18 protein-coding genes are annotated in these 19,890 nt (G+C 70.3%); 13 read left to right on the plus strand and 5 right to left on the minus strand.

The genetic code is table 11. The features are described 5' to 3' along the window. Positions 1 to 149 precede the first annotated feature (149 nt). The 13 genes from JHE00_RS11415 (at position 150) to hypF (ending at position 16,265) form a co-directional block, all read left to right on the plus strand. Entirely contained in the window at positions 150 to 1,667 is a 1,518-nt protein-coding gene (locus tag JHE00_RS11415; protein ID WP_200317694.1) for a sugar ABC transporter ATP-binding protein, read from the plus strand. Then, complete coding sequence (locus JHE00_RS11420) at positions 1,664 to 2,665, plus strand: ABC transporter permease (RefSeq protein ID WP_200317695.1); 1,002 nt, start codon at positions 1,664 to 1,666, stop codon at positions 2,663 to 2,665. Before JHE00_RS11415 ends, JHE00_RS11420 begins: the two co-directional genes overlap by 4 nt. Continuing rightward, entirely contained in the window at positions 2,658 to 3,710 is a 1,053-nt protein-coding gene (locus tag JHE00_RS11425; RefSeq protein ID WP_200317696.1) for an ABC transporter permease, read from the plus strand. Before JHE00_RS11420 ends, JHE00_RS11425 begins: the two co-directional genes overlap by 8 nt. Beyond that, positions 3,707 to 4,795 carry a rhamnose ABC transporter substrate-binding protein gene (gene rhaS / locus JHE00_RS11430; RefSeq protein WP_200317697.1) on the plus strand — a complete coding sequence of 363 codons (1,089 nt, stop codon included), beginning with the start codon at positions 3,707 to 3,709 and terminating at the stop codon, positions 4,793 to 4,795. The genes JHE00_RS11425 and rhaS overlap by 4 nt, the downstream gene beginning before the upstream one ends. Then, positions 4,795 to 5,124 carry an L-rhamnose mutarotase gene (locus tag JHE00_RS11435; RefSeq protein WP_200317698.1) on the plus strand — a complete coding sequence of 110 codons (330 nt, stop codon included), beginning with the start codon at positions 4,795 to 4,797 and terminating at the stop codon, positions 5,122 to 5,124. Before rhaS ends, JHE00_RS11435 begins: the two co-directional genes overlap by 1 nt. A 25-nt stretch (positions 5,125 to 5,149) precedes the next feature. Next, entirely contained in the window at positions 5,150 to 6,316 is a 1,167-nt protein-coding gene (rhaI, locus tag JHE00_RS11440) for an L-rhamnose isomerase (protein WP_200317699.1), read from the plus strand. A gap of 2 nt (positions 6,317 to 6,318) precedes the next feature. Beyond that, positions 6,319 to 8,355 (plus strand): bifunctional aldolase/short-chain dehydrogenase, encoded by a 2,037-nt coding sequence (locus JHE00_RS11445; protein ID WP_372440430.1) that lies wholly within the window; start codon positions 6,319 to 6,321, stop codon positions 8,353 to 8,355. 96 nt (positions 8,356 to 8,451) lie between these two features. Beyond that, entirely contained in the window at positions 8,452 to 9,867 is a 1,416-nt protein-coding gene (locus tag JHE00_RS11450; RefSeq protein WP_200317703.1) for an L-fucose/L-arabinose isomerase family protein, read from the plus strand. Beyond that, positions 9,864 to 11,264, plus strand: coding sequence for a rhamnulokinase (locus JHE00_RS11455; RefSeq protein WP_200317705.1), 1,401 nt, complete (start codon positions 9,864 to 9,866; stop codon positions 11,262 to 11,264). Before JHE00_RS11450 ends, JHE00_RS11455 begins: the two co-directional genes overlap by 4 nt. Then, positions 11,261 to 11,995: a (Fe-S)-binding protein gene (locus JHE00_RS11460; protein WP_200317707.1), complete on the plus strand. Its 735-nt coding sequence runs from the start codon at positions 11,261 to 11,263 to the stop codon at positions 11,993 to 11,995. Before JHE00_RS11455 ends, JHE00_RS11460 begins: the two co-directional genes overlap by 4 nt. After that, a complete protein-coding gene (locus tag JHE00_RS11465) occupies positions 11,974 to 13,410 on the plus strand; it encodes a LutB/LldF family L-lactate oxidation iron-sulfur protein (RefSeq protein WP_200317709.1) in 1,437 nt (478 codons plus the stop codon). The genes JHE00_RS11460 and JHE00_RS11465 overlap by 22 nt, the downstream gene beginning before the upstream one ends. Next, on the plus strand, positions 13,394 to 14,002 hold the full coding sequence (locus JHE00_RS11470) for a LutC/YkgG family protein (protein WP_200317711.1): 609 nt from the start codon (positions 13,394 to 13,396) through the stop codon (positions 14,000 to 14,002). Before JHE00_RS11465 ends, JHE00_RS11470 begins: the two co-directional genes overlap by 17 nt. Before the next feature lie 40 nt (positions 14,003 to 14,042). After that, positions 14,043 to 16,265: a carbamoyltransferase HypF gene (gene hypF, locus JHE00_RS11475; protein WP_200317713.1), complete on the plus strand. Its 2,223-nt coding sequence runs from the start codon at positions 14,043 to 14,045 to the stop codon at positions 16,263 to 16,265. A gap of 84 nt (positions 16,266 to 16,349) precedes the next feature. On the opposite strand, the gene hypB is transcribed toward hypF, so the two are convergent. Genes hypB through JHE00_RS11500 form a run of 5 tightly spaced genes read right to left on the minus strand, consistent with a single transcriptional unit; the run spans position 16,350 to position 19,887 of the window. Beyond that, complete coding sequence (gene hypB, locus JHE00_RS11480; RefSeq protein ID WP_200317715.1) at positions 16,350 to 17,063, minus strand: hydrogenase nickel incorporation protein HypB; 714 nt, start codon at positions 17,061 to 17,063, stop codon at positions 16,350 to 16,352. 1 nt (position 17,064) lies between these two features. Continuing rightward, positions 17,065 to 17,394: a hydrogenase maturation nickel metallochaperone HypA gene (gene hypA / locus JHE00_RS11485; RefSeq protein ID WP_200317716.1), complete on the minus strand. Its 330-nt coding sequence runs from the start codon at positions 17,392 to 17,394 to the stop codon at positions 17,065 to 17,067. Continuing rightward, on the minus strand, positions 17,394 to 18,476 hold the full coding sequence (gene hypE / locus JHE00_RS11490; protein ID WP_200317717.1) for a hydrogenase expression/formation protein HypE: 1,083 nt from the start codon (positions 18,474 to 18,476) through the stop codon (positions 17,394 to 17,396). The genes hypA and hypE overlap by 1 nt, the downstream gene beginning before the upstream one ends. Then, positions 18,473 to 19,603: a hydrogenase formation protein HypD gene (gene hypD / locus JHE00_RS11495; RefSeq protein WP_200317718.1), complete on the minus strand. Its 1,131-nt coding sequence runs from the start codon at positions 19,601 to 19,603 to the stop codon at positions 18,473 to 18,475. Before hypD ends, hypE begins: the two co-directional genes overlap by 4 nt. An 11-nt stretch (positions 19,604 to 19,614) precedes the next feature. Then, a complete protein-coding gene (locus JHE00_RS11500) occupies positions 19,615 to 19,887 on the minus strand; it encodes a HypC/HybG/HupF family hydrogenase formation chaperone (RefSeq protein WP_200318323.1) in 273 nt (90 codons plus the stop codon). Positions 19,888 to 19,890: the final 3 nt, after the last annotated feature.

Raw genomic sequence — 19,890 nt, forward strand, 5'->3', positions numbered from 1 at the left:
GCAAGCTAACACGACCGGACCGCCCGGCCCGCGCCGGATCGTTACCAAATGGCACGTCAACCAGGGTCTTGACGACGCGCGCAGAACGGCCTAACTTGAGCGCCACTCGTGAATGAAACGTTTCACGATCTCCAACGAAGGAGGACATCGTGGCAGCACCGGACCACACCGGCGTGCCGCTGCTCGAGCTCCGCGACGTCACCAAGTCGTTTCAGGCCGTGCGCGCCCTGCGCGGCGTCTCCCTCGCATTGCGGTCGGGGGAGGTGCACGCACTGGCGGGCGAGAACGGGGCAGGCAAGTCGACCGTCGTCCGGATCATCGGCGGCGAGCACCAGCCCGACAGCGGCGACGTCCTCCTCGACGGGGAGCACGTGCGGTTCTCCTCGCCACGAGAGGCGCAGCAGCGCGGGGTCGCCGTGATCCACCAGGAACCCATCCAGTTCCCCGATCTCTCCGTCGCCGAGAACGTGTTCATGGGCCGCCAGCCACTGCGCACCGGACGTCGCATCGACCGCAAGGCCATGCACCGCAGGGCTTCCGAGGTGTTCGACCAGCTCGGTGTCCCCATCGACCCGGCCCGCCAGACGCGCGGTCTCTCGATCGCCGACCAGCAGATCATCGAGATCGCCAAGGCGCTGGTGGCCGACGCGCGCATCATCGTGATGGACGAGCCCACCGCGGCACTGTCCGCCGTGGAGGCCGAGCGCCTGTTCCGGGTCGCGCGCGGCCTCGCCGACCGTGGTGCCGCGCTGCTGTTCATCTCCCACCGCCTCGACGAGATGTACACGCTGTGCGACCGCGTCACGGTGCTGCGCGACGGCGCGTTCGTGGTCACCGAGCGGATGGCCGACATCGACAACGACACGCTCGTGCGCAGGATGGTGGGCCGCTCCGTCGAGCAGCTCTTCCCCAAGCGCGACACCGAGATCGGCGAGGAGGTGCTCGTCGTCGACGGGCTCACCCGCGCCGGGGTCTACCGCGACATCTCCTTCTCCGTGCGCCGCGGCGAGATCGTGGGGCTGGCCGGTCTGGTCGGCTCGGGCCGGTCCGAAGTGGTCAGAGCCGTGTTCGGCGTCGACGACCGCGACTCGGGCACCGTCACCGTCGACGGCAAGGCTCTGCCGAAGGGCAAGCCGCGCAACGCGATCGAGTCCGGCGTCGCGCTGGTGCCCGAGGATCGCAGGGAGCAGGGCCTGGTGCTGGAGCTCTCCATCGAACGCAACGCGAGCCTGGCGCGGCTGCGGCAGGTGTCGCCTGGCGGGCTCACCCGGCAGTCGCGGGAGCGCGCGCTCGCGGGCACGTGGGGTGAACGACTCTCGCTGAAGTTCGGCAGCCTGTCCGATCCGGCGGCCACGCTCTCCGGCGGCAACCAGCAGAAGATCGTGCTCGGCAAGTGGCTGGCCACCGAGCCGTCGGTGCTGATCGTCGACGAGCCGACCCGCGGCATCGACATCGGCGCCAAGGTCGAGGTCCACGCGCTGCTGTCCGATCTGGCGGCACAGGGCATGGCGGTGCTGCTGATCTCCTCCGAGCTGCCCGAGGTGCTGGGCATGGCCGACCGCGTGCTGGTGATGCACGAGGGCCGGATCACGGCGGAGCTGTCCAGGGACGAGGCCGACGAGGAGTCCGTCATGTACGCCGCGACGGGGAACGGGAGCGCCGCATGAACCGCATCCGCGCGCTGCTGTCCGGGCGCGAGCTGAGCATCGTCCTCGCGCTGGCGGCGGTGGTGCTGGTGACCACCGCGACCAACCCGTCTTTTCTGAGCGCACAGGGCATCCACGACCTCTTCCTCAACGCCTCGATCATCGCGCTGCTCGCCATCGGTCAGACGCTGCTGGTGATCACCCGCAACATCGACCTCTCCGTGGGTTCGGTGATGGGGCTGACGGCGTACATGTCGGGGCAGATGTTCATCGCCGACCACGAGACGCCCACGATCCTCGTGGTGCTGGCAGGCATGGCGCTCGGCGCCGCGTGCGGTGCGTTCAACGGCGCGCTCGTGGCCATCGCGAAGGTACCCGCACTGGTGGTCACGCTGGGCACGCTGTACGTCTACCGCGGCCTCACCTACGGCTGGGCCAGCGCGACGGGCGTGCACCAGATCAACGCCGACCAGATGTCGCAGGGGTTCCTGTCGTTCGGCAGCGGGTCGGTGCTGGGCATCCCGCACCTGACGCTGATCGCGGTGGTCGCGCTGGCGATCGCGGCGTACGCGTTGCACAACTGGCGCTCGGGCCGGGAGCTGTACGCGATCGGCTCCAACCCGCAGGCCGCGCGGCTGGCCGGCATTCCCGCCGGCAAGCGGGTGCTGACCGCGTTCGTCGTGTCGGGCGCGCTCGTGGGGCTGGCCGGGGTGCTGCACGCGTCGTACTTCGGCACGATCAACGCCTCCGTCGGCACCGGGCGCGAGCTCGCCGTGGTTGCGGCCGTCGTGGTGGGCGGGGTCGCCATCTTCGGTGGCAGCGGCACGGTGCTGGGCGCGGTGCTCGGCGCGTTGCTGCTGACCACGATCACCAGCGCACTGCCCATTCTCGGGGTGCCCGCCTTCTGGCAGCGAGCCGTCGACGGCGCCGCGCTGCTGCTCGCGATCTCGCTGGACCGGGCGGTGATGGTGCGACTAGCCGAGCGCCTGCGGAAGGAAAGGAGCCTGCGCCGTGCGTGAGAAACTGCTCCGCTGGGAGTCGATCCTCCTGCTGCTGTGCATCCTCGTGTTCGTGTGGGGCTCGGCGAGCACCCCGGGTTTCGCGGAGACCGACAACGTCAGCTTCCTGCTGCTTGACTACACCGAGGTGGCGCTGCTCGCGCTGGCGTTGCTGCCGATCATCCTCACCGGCGAGATCGACCTGTCCGTGGCGTCGGTGCTCGGCTTCTGCTCCGCGCTCACCGGTGTGCTGTGGGACGCCGGGATGTCGTTCGAGACCATCGTGCCGCTCGTGCTCGTCGCGGGTGCGGTGCTCGGCTCGCTCAACGCGACGCTGATCGTGAGGTTCGGCCTGCCCGCGCTCGCGGTCACCATCGGCACGCTCGGCCTCTACCGGGGGCTGGCGTACGTGGTGCTGGGCGACGGTGCGGTCACGGGCTTTCCCGACACCTACCGTCCGATCGCGACGGACACGATCCCCGGCACGTTCCTGCCCTACTCGACGCTCGTGGTGCTGGTACTCGGGATCCTCGTCGCCGTGGTCGTGCACTACACCCCGATCGGCCGATCGCTGTACGCCATCGGGCTCGGCGAGCAGACCGCGCGGTTCTCCGGGATCCGGGTGCAGCGCATCAAGTTCGTGCTCTACATCGTGTCGGGCATCCTGTGCGCGCTCGCCTCGCTGGTCTACACGCTGCGCTACAACAGCGCCCGCGCCGACAACGCCAACGGCCTCGAGTTGATCGCCGTGGCGGCCGTGCTGCTCGGCGGAGTGTCGATCTTCGGCGGCAAGGGCACGGTCGTCGGTGTCGCGAGCGCCCTGCTGCTGATGGCGGGGCTGCGCAACGTGCTGTTCCTCAACGACGTGACCAACGAGATCCAGAACGTGATCAACGGCCTGCTGCTGATCATCTCCGTGCTGGTGCCGGTGGTCGCGAACCTGGTGCGCAGGCGGCGGTCCCCGGCCGCCGTGGGGATACCGGAGCCACCACCGCAGGAAACCCTGCCAGACCCCGTGGGGGCGACCGCCGCCTCCCACGCCACCCCCGAGGAGGACCAACGATGATCCACCACCGAAGGAGCGGGAAGCGGGCTCTGCTCGCGCTGACCAGCATCGGCCTCGCGGCCACGCTGGTGGCCGGTTGCGGCGGCACGACCAAGGACAACGCCGAGTCCGGCAGCGGCTCAGGGCCGAACGCCGACAAGGTGGCCGACCCCGACGCGCCGATCAAGGAGGGCCTGCAGATCGCCTTCCTGCCCAAGGAGATCGACAACCCGTACGAGAACATCGTCGACGAGGGCGGCATCTCGGCTGTCGAGGAGCTCAAGGGCAGTGGCAAGGAGGTCGGCCCGTCCGACGCGTCGGCGTCGTCGCAGGTCTCCTACATCAACACCCTGGTGCAGCAGAACCAGGACGCCATCGTGATCGCGGCCAACGACCCCAACGCCGTGGCGCCCGCGCTCAAGGAGGCGATGGACAAGGGCATCGCGGTGGTCAGCTACGACTCCGACGCCGCGGTGGACGCCCGCCAGGTGTTCGTCAACCAGGCCGACTCGGAGTCGATCGGCCGCTCGCAGATCCAGATGGTGTCCGAGCAGATCGGCGGCAAGGGCAAAATCGCGATCCTGTCCGCGACGCCGAACGCGACGAACCAGAACACCTGGATCGAGTTCATGAAGGACGAGCTGAAGAAGCCGGAATACTCCGACATCGAGTTGGTCACCACGGCCTACGGCGACGACGACGACCAGAAGTCGTTCCAGGAGACCCAGGCGCTGCTCAGCTCCACCCCGGACCTCAAGGCGATCGTCTCGCCCACCACGGTGGGCATCGCGGCGGCCGCGCGTTACATCTCCTCGTCGCCGTACAAGGGCAAGGTGGTGCTCACCGGGCTCGGCACGCCGAACCAGATGCGCCAGTTCATCAAGGACGGCACGGTGAAGGAGTTCGCGCTGTGGGACCCGGAGCAGCTGGGCTACCTGGCCGGCTACGCCGCGGCGGCGCTGGCCTCGGGCCAGATCACCGGCAAGGAGGGCGAGGTCCTCAAGGCGGGCGAGCTCGGTGAGCGCGAGATCGGCAAGAACGGCGAGATCATCCTCGGCCCGCCGACGACGTTCAACGCCGACAACATCGACGACTTCGACTTCTGATGGCCACCGGATCTCGGCGTGTCTGCTTCCTGCTCAGGGTGAAGCCGGACCGCATGGAGGAGTACCGGCGGCGGCACGCCGAGGTCTGGCCGGAGATGCGGGCGGCGTTGCGGGAGACCGGCTGGGGCAACTACTCGTTGTTCCTCGCCCCGGACGGTCTGCTCGTCGGTTACTTCGAGACCGACGACCTCGACGCCGCACGCGACGGCATGGCAGCACGGGAAGTCAACGCGAGGTGGCAGGCCGAGATGGCCGAGTTCTTCGAGGACCTCGACGGCGCACCTGACGAGGGCATGGTGCCGCTCGCCGAGGTCTTTCATCTCGACTGATCCACACCACAAGAGGGAGGGCTCCATGTCCGACTACTCCGCCGTCAAGGCAGCACTGCGCAGGCAGCACATCGAGACCCCCTCGTGGGCCTTCGGCAACTCCGGCACGCGGTTCAAGGTGTTCGAGCAGGAGGGTGTTCCGCGCGACGCCTACGAGAAGATCGCCGACGCGGCGACGGTGCACCGCTTCACCGGCGTCGCGCCGAGCGTGGCCGTGCACATCCCGTGGGACCGGGTCGACGACTACTCCGGGCTCGCCAAGCACGCCGAGGACCTGGGGGTTCGGCTCGGCGCCGTGAACCCCAACGTGTTCCAGGAGGACGAGTACCGGCTTGGCAGCGTCTGCAATCCCGATCCGGCGGTGCGCAAGAAGGCGGTCGCGCACCTGCTGGAGTGCGTCGACATCATGGACGCCATCGGTTCGCGCGATCTGTCGGTCTGGCTGGCCGACGGGCTGAACTACCCGGGACAGGACTCCATCGCCGACCGGCAGGCGCGGCTGGAGGAGGCGCTGGCCGCGGTGTACGAGCGGCTGGGCGAGAACCAGCGGATGCTGCTGGAGTACAAGTTCTTCGAGCCGGCCTTCTACGCCACCGACGTGCCCGACTGGGGCACCAGCTACGCGCACTGTGTCGAGCTCGGTGACAAGGCGCAGGTGCTCGTGGACACCGGCCACCACGCGCCGGGCACCAACATCGAGTTCATCGTCGCGTTCCTGTTGCGCAAGCACCGGCTCGGCGGCTTCCACTTCAACTCGCGGTTCTACGCCGACGACGACCTGATGGTGGGCGCGGCCGATCCGTACCAGCTCTTCCGGATCATGGTGGAGATCGTGCTCGGCGGCGGACTGGACTCGGCGAGCGGCGTGGCGTTCATGCTCGACCAGTGCCACAACATCGAGCCGAAGATCCCGGCGCTGATCCGTTCGGTGCAGAACGTGCAGGAGGCGACGGCCAAGGCGCTGCTGGTCGACGTCGACGCCCTGCGGTCGGCACAGCGCGACGGGGACGTGCTGGGCGCCAACGGGGTGCTCACCGACGCGTTCGCCACGGACGTGCGCCCGCTGCTCGCCGAGCTGCGCGAGGAGATGGGGCTCGACCCCGATCCGATCGCCGCCTACCGGCGCTCAGGGTATGCGGAACGGATCGTCGCCGAGCGGGTCGGCGGCGCGGCGGCCGGCTGGGGAGCATGAGCATGACCGAGAGGGCCGTGACCGATCTGCTCGCGCGCTCGCACGCGCTCGGAGCCGATCGGCGCAACACGAACTACGCGGGCGGCAACACCTCCGCGAAGGCCACCACGACGGACCCGGTGACCGATTCCGACGTGGAACTGATGTGGGTCAAGGGATCCGGCGGCGACCTCGGCACCCTGACCGAGCCGGGACTCGCGGTGCTGCGGCTCGACCGCATGCGCGCGCTCGTGGACGTCTACCCGGGCGAGGACCGCGAGGACGAGATGGTGGCGGCGTTCGACTTCTGCCTGCACGGCAAGGGCGGCGCGGCGCCGAGCATCGACACGGCGATGCACGGACTCGTCGACGCGCCGCACGTCGACCACCTGCACCCGGACTCGGGCATCGCCATCGCCACGGCGGTGGACGGCGAGGAGCTGACCCGCAAGGCGTTCGGCGACCGCGTGGTCTGGGTGCCGTGGCGGCGGCCCGGGTTCCAGCTCGGACTGGACATCGCCGCGATCAAGGCGGCGAACCCGCAGGCCATCGGCTGTGTGCTCGGCGGGCACGGCATCACGGCGTGGGGCGCGACGAGCGAGCAGTGCCAGGCGAACTCGCTGGAGATCATCCGCACCGCGGAGGCCTACCTCGCCGAGCACGGCGACCCGGCTCCGTTCGGCGAGCCGCTGCCGGGCTACGAGGCGCTGCCCGACGAGGAGCGTCGTGCGCGGGCCGCGGCGCTGTTCCCGGTGCTGCGCGGGCTCGCGTCCACCGACTTGCCGCAGCTGGGCCACTTCACCGACAGCCCCGAGGTGCTGGAGTTCCTCGCCCACGCCAAGCACCCCGCGCTCGCCGCGCTCGGCACGTCGTGCCCAGACCACTTCCTGCGCACCAAGGTCTCGCCGCTGGTGGTGGATCTGCCGGGCACCGCGCCGGTGGAGGACGTGCTGGCGCGGGTCAGGCAGCTGCACGCGAGCTACCGCGAGGACTACGCCGCCTACTACCAGCGGCACGCGAGCGCTGACTCGCCGCCGATGCGCGGCGCCGACCCGGCGATCGTGCTGGTGCCCGGTGTCGGGATGTTCAGTTTCGGCAGGGACAAGCAGACCGCGCGCGTGGCGGGCGAGTTCTACGTCAACGCCATCAACGTGATGCGCGGCGCCGAGTCGGTGTCGACCTACGCACCCATCGCGGAGTCGGAGAAGTTCCGCATCGAGTACTGGGAGCTTGAGGAGGCCAAGCTGCGGCGGATGCCGAAGCCCAAGCCCCTCGCCACGCGCATCGCGCTGGTGACCGGCGGCGGCTCGGGCATCGGCAAGGCCATCGCGCTGCGGCTGGCCGCCGAGGGCGCGTGCGTGGCCGTGGCCGACCGCGACCTGGCCGCGGCCACCGCGGTCGCCGACGAGATCGGCACTACCGACCGGGCCGTCGCGGTGGCGGTGGACGTCACCGACGAGGACGGCATCGCCTGGGCGGTCGCGGCGACCTCGCTGGCGTTCGGCGGCGTGGACCTGGTGGTGAACAACGCCGGGCTCTCGGTGTCGAAGCCGCTGCTCGAGACCAGCGCGCAGGACTGGGACCTGCAGCACGACGTGATGGCGCGCGGTTCGTTCCTCGTCTCGCGCGAGGCGGCGAGGGCGATGGTCGCGCAGGGCCTCGGCGGCGACATCGTCTACATCGTCAGCAAGAACGGCGTGTTCGCCGGTCCCAACAACATCGCCTACGGTGCGACCAAGGCCGACCAGGCGCACCAGGTGCGGCTGCTCGCGGCGGAGCTCGGCGAGCACGGCATCCGCGTCAACGGCGTCAACCCCGACGGCGTGGTGCGCGGCTCCGGGATCTTCGCGTCCGGCTGGGGCGCCAAGCGCGCCGCCGTCTACGGGGTGCCCGAGGAAGAGCTCGGCGCCTTCTACGCCAAGCGCACCCTGCTGGGCAGGGAGGTGCTGCCCGAGCACGTCGCGAACGCCGTGTTCGCGCTGACCGCGGGCGAGCTCTCCCACACCACCGGCCTGCACGTCCCGGTGGACGCCGGGGTGGCAGCCGCGTTCCTGAGGTGAGGTGACTGCGGTGAAGGGCACCTTTACTGCATTGAACGCAGTAAAGGTGCCCTTCACCGCAGCGGACCGGCTTTTCCTGGGTGAGTGGAGGAGATCATGAGCAAGCGCAGGCCGAAGATCGGGCTCGTCGCCGGAGGGCTGGGCGCCTACTGGCCCCAGTTCCCCGACCTGCTGCCCACACTGCGGCGGTCCTCGGAGTACGTGAGCCAGCGCATCGCCGCCCACGGGAACGGTGCCGCCGAGATCGTGGACGTCGGGTTCATCTCCGACGCCCAGGAGGGCGCGGCCGCCGCGGAGAAGCTGCGGGCGGCTGACTGCGACCTGATCGTCGGGTTCCTCACGACGTACATGACGGCCACGATGCTCATGCCGATCGCGCAGCGCAGCGGCGCTCCGGTGCTGCTGATCAACCTGCAGCCCACCGAGTCGATGGACCACGCGACCGTCGACACCGGACAGTGGCTCGCCTACTGCGGCGCGTGCCCGCTGCCGGAGATGGCGAACACGTTCCGCCGCGCGGGCGTGGAGTTCCGCAGCGTGTCCGGCTACCTGCGCGACGAGCGCGCCTGGGCCAAGATCGGCGGCTGGATCTCGGCGGCGTCGGTGCGCACGGCGCTGCGCCACGGCAGGCACGGGCTCATGGGGCACCTCTACCCCGGCATGTACGACGTCTCCACCGACCTCACGATGGTCAGCGCCCACTTCGGCGGGCACGTGGAGGTGCTGGAGTTCGACGACCTGCGCGTGCGCGTGGAGCAGGTCGGTGACGCCGAGGTGGCCGCCAAGGTCGAGGAGGCGGAGTCGATCTTCGAGCTGGACGCGTCGGTGAACCGCGAGGACCTGGACTGGGGAGCCAAGGTCGCGGTGGGCCTCGACCGGCTCGTCGCCGACTTCGACCTCGACAGCCTCGCCTACTATCACCGCGGGCTCGACGGGGAGACCCACGAGCGGCTCGGCGCGGGGATGATCCTCGGGGCGAGCCTGCTCACCGCGCGCGGCATCCCGGCCGCGGGCGAGTACGAGCTGCGCACGAGCCTCGCGATGCTGATCATGGACGTGCTCGGCGCCGGCGGGTCGTTCACTGAGTTGCAGGCGCTCGACTTCGAACGCGGGCACGTCGAGATGGGTCACGACGGCCCGGCGCACCTGGCGATCAGCGCGAAGAAGCCGCTGCTGCGCGGCCTCGGCGTCTACCACGGCAAACGGGGCTGGGGCGTCTCGGTCGAGTTCGACGTGGCGCACGGGCCGGTGACGCTGTGCGGCCTCGGCCAGGACCGCGACGGCCGGTACTCGCTGATCGTGTCGGAGGGCGAGGTGGTGGACGGCCCGCTGATGCGCATCGGCAACACCACGAGCCGCGTCGACTTCGGCCGCGATCCCGGTGAGTGGACCGACGAGTGGTCCGCCAGCGGGGTCGCTCATCACTGGGCGCTCGGCGTCGGGCACCGCGCCGTGGAGCTGCGCGCGGTGGCGAGTCTGCTGGGCGTGCCGCTGGTCGAGGTGGGCCGGTGACGGCGTTCGTCGCCGTCGACCTCGGCGCCACGAGCGGGCGCGTCATGCTCGGCCGGGTGCGCGAGGGGACCATCGACCTCACCGAGATCCGCCGCTTCCCGACCGGTCCGCGCGAGCGGCCAGGCGGAGGGCTTCGCTGGGACTTCGAGGAGCTGTCCGGCGAGGTCCTCGCGGGCCTGCGCGAGTGCGAGAGCGCGGAGCCGGTGTCGATCGGCATCGACTCGTGGGCGGTCGACTACGGGCTCGTCGACTCCGACGGCAGGCTCGACGGCGACGTGCGCAGCTACCGCGACCCGCGCACCGAGGGCATGGCGCGGCGGCTGCGTGAGCGCGTCGACGACGAGACCCTCTACGGCATCACGGGCCTGCAGTACCTGCCGTTCAACACGATCTACCAGCTGCTCTCCGAGCCGGAGGGGCGGCTGGAGCACAGGACGATGCTGCTGCTGCCCGACCTGCTCGCCCACCGGCTGACGGGCGAACTCGGCGCCGAGGTGACCAACGCGTCCACCACCGCGCTGCTCGATGCCACCACGCGCACGTGGTCGGCGGAGCTGGTCGCCAAGGCGGGGCTGCCGCCGGGACTGCTGCCGCCGCTGCGGCAGCCAGGTGAGCGCATCGGCACCGCTCCCGGTGGTGTGCCGGTGCTGGCCGTCGCCTCGCACGACACGGCATCGGCCGTCGCCGCGGTGCCCGCCTCCGGCGACCGGTTCGGCTACGTCTCGTGCGGCACGTGGTCGCTGGCGGGGCTCGTCCTTCCCGCTCCCGTGCTGAGCCCGCAGGCGCGGGCCGCGAACTTCACCAACGAGGCCGGGATCGACGGCACGGTGCGCTTCCTGCGCAACACGATGGGACTGTGGTTGCTCAGCGAGTCGATGAAGGTATGGCGCGCACACGGGCGCGACACTAGGCTCGACGACGTGCTGACGGCGGCGATGCGGGAACCCGCATTCCGGTCCATTGTGGATGCGGACGACCCGGTTTTCCTGCCACCGGGCGACATGCCCGCGCGCATCGCACAGGCCTGCAGGGACTCAGGCCAGCCCGTTCCGGAGACACCGCCCCAGGTGGTGCGCACGATCCTGGAGTCGTTGGCACTGGCGCACGCGAACTCGCTGCGCACCGCGGCCGGGCTCGCCGACCGCGAGCTGGACGTGGTGCACCTGGTCGGCGGTGGCGCGCTCAACGAGCCGCTGTGCCGGCTGACCGCCGACGCCTGCGGCCTGCCGGTGCTCGCCGGACCGGTGGAGGCCAGCGCGCTCGGCAATGCGTTCGTGCAGGCCAGGGCCGCGGGGGTGCTGGAGGAGGTGCCGGCCAGCACGCCACTGGCTCGCTACGAACCCGAAGGAGATCCGATGGCCTGGCGCCGCGCCGGGGAACGGGTGGGGCAGGCATGAGCGCACCGCGCGTGGCGCTGTTCGCGACCTGTCTCACCGACACGCTCTACCCCGACACCGGCAAGGCCGTGGTCCGCCTGCTGGAACGACTCGGCTGCGACGTCGACTTCCCGCTCGCGCAGACGTGTTGCGGGCAGATGCACTTCAACACCGGCTACCAGGAACACGCCAAGCCACTGGCCCGCGACTACGCCGAGGTGTTCGGTGGCTACGACTACGTGGTGGCGCCCTCGGGCTCCTGCGGCGGCATGGTCCGCGAGATCCACCCGGACCTGTGCGGCACGAGTCCCGCCGTGGAGCGCACCTACGAGCTGAGCGAGTTCCTGGTCGACGTCCTCGGCCTGACCGATGTCGGCGCGTACTTCCCCCACCGCGTCACCTACCACCCGACGTGTCATTCGCTGCGCATGCTCGGTGTCGGCGAGAAACCGCTCGACCTGTTGCGTGCTGTGAAGGGCCTCGAGCTGGTGGAGCTGCCACAGGCCGAACAGTGCTGCGGCTTCGGCGGCACGTTCGCGCTCAAGAACGCGGAGACCTCCACGGCGATGCTGGCCGACAAGATGCGGTGCGTGCAGGACACCGGAGCGCAGGTGCTCAGCGCTGGCGACAACTCGTGCCTCATGCACATCGGCGGCGGACTGTCGCGGCTGCGCACGGGCGTGCAGACGGTGCACCTGGCGGAGATCCTGGCGAGCACGGAGGAGGAGCCATGGGCGGCCGCAACCCGGTGACCTGGCTGGGGAGCCCGGTGTTCCCCAAGGCCGCGCGTGAGGCGCTGACCGACACGCAGCTGCGCCGCAACCTGCGCAAGGCCACCACCACGATCCGCACCAAGCGGGCCGGGGTCGTCGCCGAGCTCGACGACTGGGAGCGGCTGCGGGTCGCCGGCGAGGCCGTCAAGGACGACGTGCTCGCCAACCTCGACACCTACCTGGTGCGACTGGAGGAGGCGGTCACCGCGCGCGGCGGCGTCGTGCACTGGGCGCGCGACGCCGAGGAGGCCAACCGCATCGTGCTCGACCTCGTGCGCGCCGAGGGCACCGACGAGGTCGTGAAGGTCAAGTCCATGGCCACCGCCGAGATCGGTCTCAACGAGGCGCTCGAGGCCGGTGGGGTGAAGGCCGTGGAGACCGACCTCGCGGAGCTGATCGTGCAGCTCGGCGACGACCGGCCCTCGCACATCCTGGTGCCCGCGATCCATCGCAACCGCGCCGAGATCCGCGACATCTTCCGGAAAAAGATGGCCGAGGAGCCCGCCTCCGACGAGCCGCCCGACCTCGCCGAGGCCGCGCGCAAGCACCTGCGGCGCAAGTTCCTCTCGGCGAAGGTCGCCATCTCCGGCGCCAACTTCGCGGTCGCCGACACGGGCTCGATCGTGGTGGTGGAGTCCGAGGGCAACGGCCGCATGTGCCTGACCCTGCCCGAAACGCTGATCACTGTGATGGGTATCGAGAAGCTGGTGCCGAGCTGGCAAGACCTCGAGGTCTTCCTGCAGCTGCTGCCGCGTTCGTCCACGGCGGAGAGGATGAACCCCTACACCTCGGTGTGGTCCGGAGTGACGCCCGGCGACGGGCCGCGGAAGTTCCATCTGGTGCTGCTGGACAACGGGCGCACCGCCACCCTCGCCGACGAGGTGGGGCGGCAGGCGCTGCGCTGCATCCGCTGCTCGGCGTGTCTCAACGTGTGCCCGGTGTACGAGCGCACCGGCGGCCAGGCGTACGGCTCGGTGTACCCGGGTCCGATCGGTGCGATCCTGGCGCCGCAGCTCGTGGACGACCCGCACGACGAGCAAGCGGCGTCGCTGCCGTATGCCTCGTCGCTGTGCGGCGCCTGCTACGAGGTGTGCCCGGTGCGGATCAACATCCCCGAGGTGCTCACCCACCTGCGCGCGGAAGCCGTGCAGGCCAAGGGAAAGCGGACTCCCGAGGCGATCGCGATGGCCGCGGCGGCGTGGGTGTTCGGCGACGCGAAGCGGTACGAGGCCGCGCAGAAGGCGGGGTCGCTGTCGCGCCTGCTCGCCCGCGACGGCCGGATCAAACGACTGCCCGGACCAGGTGCGAAGTGGACGGACTCGCGCGACGCGCCCGCGGTGCCGAAGGAGTCCTTCCGTGCGTGGTGGAGGAAGAACCGTGTTCAGCGCCCGTGACGAGATCCTGGCCCGCATCCGGGCCATCGACCGGCCGTCGGCGGCGCCGATCCCGAGGGACTACGAGCGCACGCGCACCGTGGCCGACCCGCTGGACCTGCTGGACGAGCGCGTCGCCGACTACAAGGCGATCGTGCACCGGGTCACCGAGGCCGAGGTGCCGGACTCCATCGGAGAGTGCCTCGCGCGGCGCTCGGTGTCGACGGTCGCGGTGCCAGCCGACGTCCCGCCGCGGTGGCGCGTGCCCTCGGTGACGTGGGTGCCGGACGACCCGCCGCTGCCGCTGGGCGAACTGGACACTGTGGACGGTGTGCTGACTGGCTGCGCGGTGGCCATCGCGGAGACGGGCACGATCGTGCTCGACGCGGGCGTCGCGCAGGGGCGACGGATCCTGAGCCTGGTGCCCGACTACCACCTGTGCGTGGTGCGGGCCGACCAGGTGTCGGTGAGCGTGCCGGAGGCGCTGGCGCGGCTGGAGCCCGGGCGGCCCCTGACGTTCATCAGCGGACCGTCGGCGACCAGTGACATCGAGCTGGATCGCGTGGAGGGTGTGCACGGCCCGCGCACGCTCGAGGTGCTGATCGTCGGCTGAGCCGCTGGCCCGAGCCCGGTTCCAGGCGGACACTGGGCTGATGGACCGGCGCGTGCGGACCGCGGTGCGGGTCGAGGGTGTGGTGCAGGGCGTGGGGTTCCGGCCCTTCGTCCACACACTCGCGGGCCGGCTCGGTCTCTCCGGGCTCGTCGGCAACGACCCGGCCGGGGTGTTCATCGAGGTCGAGGGCTCGCCGGAGCAGCTGAGCACCTTCCTCGCCGCGCTCGAGTCCGAGGCCCCGCCGCTCGCCGCGATCGACGCGGTGACCGTGCACGAGGTCCCGGTGGCGGGCGACGGCGGGTTCCGCATCGTGCCCAGCCGGGGCGGTGCCGCGGCCACCCTGGTCTCGGCCGACAGCGCGACGTGCGCCGACTGTCTCGCCGAGTTGGCCGACCCAGGCGACCGCAGGTATCGCTATCCGTTCGTCAACTGCACCAACTGTGGCCCCCGCTTCACGATCGTGCGCGGCGTTCCCTACGACCGCCCGCTCACCACGATGGCGGGGTTCCCGATGTGCGCGGACTGCGCGAGGGAGTACGTGGACCCCGAGGATCGCCGGTTCCACGCCCAGCCCGTGTGCTGCCCGGTGTGCGGCCCCCGGCTGCGTCTCGGCGACGCGTACGGAGAGGCCGCGCTCGCCGCCGCGGTCGACCTGCTCGGCGCGGGTGGGGTACTCGCGGTCAAGGGGCTCGGCGGCTACCACCTGGCCGTCGACGCCGGTGACGAGCGCGCGGCGACGACGCTGCGCAGCCGCAAACACCGCGAGGACAAGCCGTTCGCCGTGCTCGTCCCCGATCTCGCCGCGGCCCGCGAGCTGTGCGAGGTGGACGTGCTCGCCGAACGCGTGCTCACCAGCCGCCGCGCGCCGATCGCGCTGCTGCCGCGCAGGCCGGGCGCACCGGTGGCCCGCGACGTCTCTCCAGGCAACCGCAGCCTGGGGCTGCTGCTGCCGTACACGCCGCTGCACCATCTGCTAATCGGTGATGTCGGCAGGCCGATCGTGCTGACCAGCGCCAACGTCTCGGACGAACCGATCGTCCACCGCGACGAGGACGTGGCCGACCGGCTCGGTGGCATCGCCGATGCCTGCCTGACCCACGACCGGCCCATCCACATCCGCGCCGACGACTCGGTGGTGCGGCCGTTCCGCGGCACGGTGCAGGTGCAGCGGCGCTCGCGTGGCTACGCCCCGGAACCGGTGCCGGTGGCGCTGGAGTTCCCGCGGCCCGTGCTGGCGTGCGGGGCCGAGCTGAAGAACACGTTCTGTCTCGCCAAGGACCGGCACGCGTTTGTATCCCAGCACATCGGCGATCTGGAGAACTACGAGACGTTGCGCGCGTTCACCGACGGCATCGCCCATCTCGGCAGCCTCTTCGACATCCGGCCCGAGGTGGTGGCCCACGACCTGCACCCGGAGTACCTGTCGACGAAGTACGCGCTGGAACAGTCCGATGTGGAGCTGGTGGGCGTGCAGCACCACCACGCCCACATCGCGTCGTGCCTGGCTGACAACGGCGAACGGGGACCGGTGCTCGGAGTCGCGTTCGACGGCACGGGATTCGGTACCGACGGCACGATCTGGGGAGGCGAGTTCCTCGTGGCGGACCTGGCCGGTTTCGAGCGGGCGGCGCACCTGGCGCCGGTGCCGATGCCGGGCGGGGTGGCGGCGATCAGGCAACCGTGGCGCATGGCTGCGGCCCACCTCGGCGAGACCGATCTCGACGTCGCCCGCAGGCACGGCGCGGACTGGACCGCTGTGGTGTCGCTGGCGCGCGCCGGCACGAACTCGCCGTGGACGTCCAGCGCGGGCAGGCTGTTCGACGCTGTCGCGGCGCTGCTCGGTGTGCGCGAGGAGATCAACTACGAGGGCCAGGCCGCGATCGAACTGGAACAGTTGGCCGATCCCGCGGAGCGCGGCGCGTACCGGGCCAGGGTGGACGGCGAGCTCGTGCACGCGAGTGACCTGATCTGGTCCGGTGTGGACGATCTCCGCGCGGGCGTGCCGCGGGAGACGATCGCGGCGCGCTTCCACAACGGAGTGGCCGAGGTGATCGCCGAGGTGTGCACGGGGCTGCGGGAGCGCACGGGCCTGGGCACGGTAGCGCTGTCGGGTGGCGTGTTCCAGAACCTCCTGCTGCTGCACCGCACGGTGACGACGCTGGAGGCGGGGGGATTCCGGGTGCTGACCCACTCCAGGGTTCCCGCCAACGACGGCGGAGTGAGCCTCGGTCAAGCCGTGATCGCGGCGACCCGGGTGGGTTGAACGCGGTGAAGGGCACCTTTACTGCATTCAACGCAGTAAAGGTGCCCTTCACCGCACTCACCGCACTCACCGCACTCACCGCACTCACCGCAGGACGCCCGTCTTCGCCATCGACGGGTGGGTGCGCAGCCAGTCCAGCCACTCCGGGATCCCGTCGCCGCGCGTCGCCGAGAGGCCGAGGACCTCCGCCGAGTGGTTCACCTTGCCCAGGTCCTCGGTGAACTCCGCGACGTCGAAGTCGACGTAGGGCAACAGGTCCAGCTTGTTCAGCAGCACCAGGTCCGTGCTCGCGAACATGTGCGGGTACTTCAGCGGCTTGCCCGCACCCTCCGTCACCGACATGAGCACCACCCGCGCCCCCTCGCCGAGGTCGAACAGCGCCGGGCACACCAGGTTGCCGACGTTCTCCACGAACACCACCGAGTGCGGCGCCGGGTCCAGCTCGTCCAGCGCCCGCCGCAGCATTCCGGCGTCGAGGTGGCAGCCCGCTCCTGTGTTGAGCTGGACCACCGGCGCGCCGGCGGCTCTGATGCGGTCCGCGTCCAGCCTCGTCTCCTGGTCGCCCTCCACCACGGCCAGGCTGGTGCCCAGCTCGTGAACGGTGCGTTCCAGCAGCGTGGTCTTGCCTGCTCCCGGCGAGCTCATCACGTTGACGGCCAGGATTCCTCGCTCGGCCAGCCACTCGCGGTTGTGCGCGGCCAGGTGGTCGTTCTTGGCCAGCACGTCCTGTTCCATCGTCACCGTGTGGGAATGCGAGTGGGAGTGCTCCTCGGTCCCGCAGCCGCACGTCGCGCACATCTCACGCCACCTCCACCGACTTGATCTTGAGTTCCATTCCGGAGAGCACCTCGACGTTCGCGCTGCCGCACGGGCACAGCAGGATCAGGTCGTCGAGGTCGAACGCCGTCGAGCAGTCGCGGCAGCGGGCCCGGCCGGGCGGCTGGGCGATGTCCAGCCTCGCGCCCTGCAGGATCGTGCCCTCCGCCACCACGTCGAAGCAGAATCGCACCGACTCCGGCACCACCCCGGACAGTCTGCCGATCTCCAGGCTCACCACGCTCACCTTGGTGTCGCCGAGCTTCGCCACGATCGCGTCGGCGATGCTCTGGGTGACCGACAGCTCGTGCATCAGCAGATCCTCGGCAGCGGATCTCCCACCAGCAGGTCCACGATCCGGGTGCCCCCGAACGCGGTGTTGAGCAGGACCAGGCCGGGCGGGTCGTCGACGATCCGGCCGATCTTCGCCGCGCCCTCGCCGAGCGGGTGCGCCCGCAGCGCCGCCAGCGCCGCGTCCGCCTGCGCCCCGTCGACCACCACGACCATCCGGCCCTCGCACGCCACGTACATCGGGTCGATGCCGAGCAGTTCGGACGCGCCGCGCACCTCGTCGCGCACCGGGATCGCGTTCTCGTCCACCACCACGGCCACGTCCGCGGCCTTGGCCACCTCGTTGAGGATCGTCGCGACGCCGCCCCGCGTGGCGTCGCGCATCGCCCTCACCCCGTCGACGGCGCCGAGCAGGTCGGCGACCAGACCGTTCAGCGGTGCGGTGTCGGACTCCAGGTCGGCGTCGATGTCGAGTTCCCCGCGCGCGAGCATGATCGTGACGCCGTGCTCGCCGATCGGGCCCGACACCAGCACCGCATCACCGGGCTTCGCGGTGGCCACGCCGAGTGCGTGAGAGTGCTCCAATACGCCGACGCCAGCCGTGTTGACGTAGCAGCCGTCGGCCTTGCCGCGCTGCACCACCTTGGTGTCGCCGGTGACCACGTCGACGCCTGCCCGCTCGGCCGCGTCGCGCATCGAGTGCACGATCCGCACGAGGTCCTCGATGCCGAAGCCCTCCTCGAGGATGAAGCCCGCCGTCAGGTACAGCGGCCGCGCGCCCGACACGGCCAGGTCGTTCACGGTCCCGTTCACGGCGAGGTCGCCGATGTCGCCGCCGGGAAAGAACAGCGGCGACACCACGAACGAGTCGGTGGTCAGCGCCAGCCGGGTCTCGCCCGCGGTGAACGTGGCCGCGTCCTCGAGCGGTTCGAGCAACGGGTTGCGGAAGGCGTCGAGGAAGATCGCCTCCACCAGCGTCTGTGTGGCCTTGCCGCCGGAACCGTGTGCGAGCGTCACGCGTTCCTCGCGCACCTTGGCCCGACGCCTGCGCGCCTTGTCGATGCGGTCGAGCACCTGTTGTTCGCGGTCGGTCGGCGCGCTCATGACGAGTGGCTCGCTTCCCGCACCCGCTGCCTGCTGAACCGGCCGAAGTTGTAGTACGCGGCGCACGCGCCCTCGGGCGACACCATGCACGTGCCGATCGGCGTCTCCGGTGTGCACGCGGTGCCGAACACCTTGCACTCCCACGGTTTCAGCACACCCTTGAGGACCTCGCCGCACTGGCAGGCCTTCGGGTCGGCCACCCGCACGCCGGGCACGGCGAAGCGGCGTTCGGCGTCGAAGTCGGCGTAGGAGTCCTTGACCCGCATGGCCGAATGGGAGATGAAACCGAGCCCTCGCCATTCGAAGTACGGCCGCAGTTCCATCACCTGCGCGATGGCCCGCAGCGCCACGATGTTGCCGTCCCACGGCACCACCCGCGAGTACTGGTTCTCCACCTCGCAGCGGCCCTCGCGCAGCTGCACCATCAGCTGGTAGATCGACTGCAGGATGTCCAGCGGCTCGAACCCGGCCACCACCACGGGCCTGCTGTAGTCGCGGGGGATGAACTCGTAGGGCCTGCACCCGATCACCGTGGACACGTGACCGGGGCCGAGGAACCCGTCGAGGCGCAGGTCCGGCGAGTCCAGGATCGCCTTGATGGCCGGGATGATCGTGACGTGGTTGCAGAACACCGAGAAGTTCTCCAGCCCCTCCTCGGCGGCGCGCAGCACGGTCATCGCGGTGGAGGGCGTGGTGGTCTCGAACCCGATCGCCATGAACACCACCTGCGTGTCCGGGTTCTGCCTGGCGATCTTCAGTGAGTCCAGCGGCGAGTACACCATGCGGATGTTGGTGCCCTCGGCGTTGGAGTCGAAGAAGTTGCCTCCCGAACCGGGCACGCGCATCATGTCGCCGAACGAGGTCATCAGCACGTCGGGCCTGCGCGCGATGTGGATGGCGTCGTCGACGCGGCCCATCGGGATCACGCAGACGGGACAGCCGGGACCGTGCACGAGCTGGATGTTCTCGGGCAGGTAGTCCTCGAGGCCGTGTTTGTAGATCGTGTGCGTGTGCCCGCCGCACACCTCCATGAACTTGTACTGCCTGCCTGGCTCGCACAGGCTCGTGATCTTCGCGGAGAGCGCTCGGGCCTTCTCCGCGTCGCGGAACTCGTCGACGAATCGCATGGCGCGAACCTCTAATCGATACGGGACTCTTGGAGCGCGGCCAGCTCGTCCTCGTACGCCTTGCCGATGCTCTCCAGGAACTCCAGCGCGGCGGCGGCCTCCTGCTCGTCTATCTTGGACAGTGCGAAGCCGACGTGGATGAGAATCCAGTCGCCGGGCACGGGCGGGTCGTCGGTGAGCAGGCCGATGTTGATGGCCCGCTTCACGCCGCTGACCGACACCCTCGCCAGATCGGGACGGTCTTCGAGGATCTCGATGACCTCGCCGGGAATGCCGAGGCACATGGC

The sequence above is a fragment of the Prauserella cavernicola genome (genome assembly GCF_016595675.1).
In the GTDB taxonomy this organism is placed as follows: domain Bacteria; phylum Actinomycetota; class Actinomycetes; order Mycobacteriales; family Pseudonocardiaceae; genus Prauserella_A; species Prauserella_A cavernicola.

What these genes read in the sequence shown, in the direction of transcription:
- JHE00_RS11420 (WP_200317695.1), top strand. Translation starts at nt 1,664, where the DNA reads ATGAACCGCATCCGCGCGCTGCTGTCCGGGCGCGAGCTGAGCATCGTC.
- rhaS (WP_200317697.1), top strand. Translation starts at nt 3,707, where the DNA reads ATGATCCACCACCGAAGGAGCGGGAAGCGGGCTCTGCTCGCGCTGACC.
- JHE00_RS11435 (WP_200317698.1), top strand. Translation starts at nt 4,795, where the DNA reads ATGGCCACCGGATCTCGGCGTGTCTGCTTCCTGCTCAGGGTGAAGCCG.
- rhaI (WP_200317699.1), top strand. Translation starts at nt 5,150, where the DNA reads ATGTCCGACTACTCCGCCGTCAAGGCAGCACTGCGCAGGCAGCACATC.
- JHE00_RS11445 (WP_372440430.1), top strand. Translation starts at nt 6,319, where the DNA reads ATGACCGAGAGGGCCGTGACCGATCTGCTCGCGCGCTCGCACGCGCTC.
- JHE00_RS11450 (WP_200317703.1), top strand. Translation starts at nt 8,452, where the DNA reads ATGAGCAAGCGCAGGCCGAAGATCGGGCTCGTCGCCGGAGGGCTGGGC.
- JHE00_RS11460 (WP_200317707.1), top strand. Translation starts at nt 11,261, where the DNA reads ATGAGCGCACCGCGCGTGGCGCTGTTCGCGACCTGTCTCACCGACACG.
- JHE00_RS11465 (WP_200317709.1), top strand. Translation starts at nt 11,974, where the DNA reads ATGGGCGGCCGCAACCCGGTGACCTGGCTGGGGAGCCCGGTGTTCCCC.
- hypF (WP_200317713.1), top strand. Translation starts at nt 14,043, where the DNA reads ATGGACCGGCGCGTGCGGACCGCGGTGCGGGTCGAGGGTGTGGTGCAG.
- hypB (WP_200317715.1), bottom strand. Translation starts at nt 17,063, where the DNA reads ATGTGCGCGACGTGCGGCTGCGGGACCGAGGAGCACTCCCACTCGCAT.
- hypA (WP_200317716.1), bottom strand. Translation starts at nt 17,394, where the DNA reads ATGCACGAGCTGTCGGTCACCCAGAGCATCGCCGACGCGATCGTGGCG.
- hypE (WP_200317717.1), bottom strand. Translation starts at nt 18,476, where the DNA reads ATGAGCGCGCCGACCGACCGCGAACAACAGGTGCTCGACCGCATCGAC.
- hypD (WP_200317718.1), bottom strand. Translation starts at nt 19,603, where the DNA reads ATGCGATTCGTCGACGAGTTCCGCGACGCGGAGAAGGCCCGAGCGCTC.
- JHE00_RS11500 (WP_200318323.1), bottom strand. Translation starts at nt 19,887, where the DNA reads ATGTGCCTCGGCATTCCCGGCGAGGTCATCGAGATCCTCGAAGACCGT.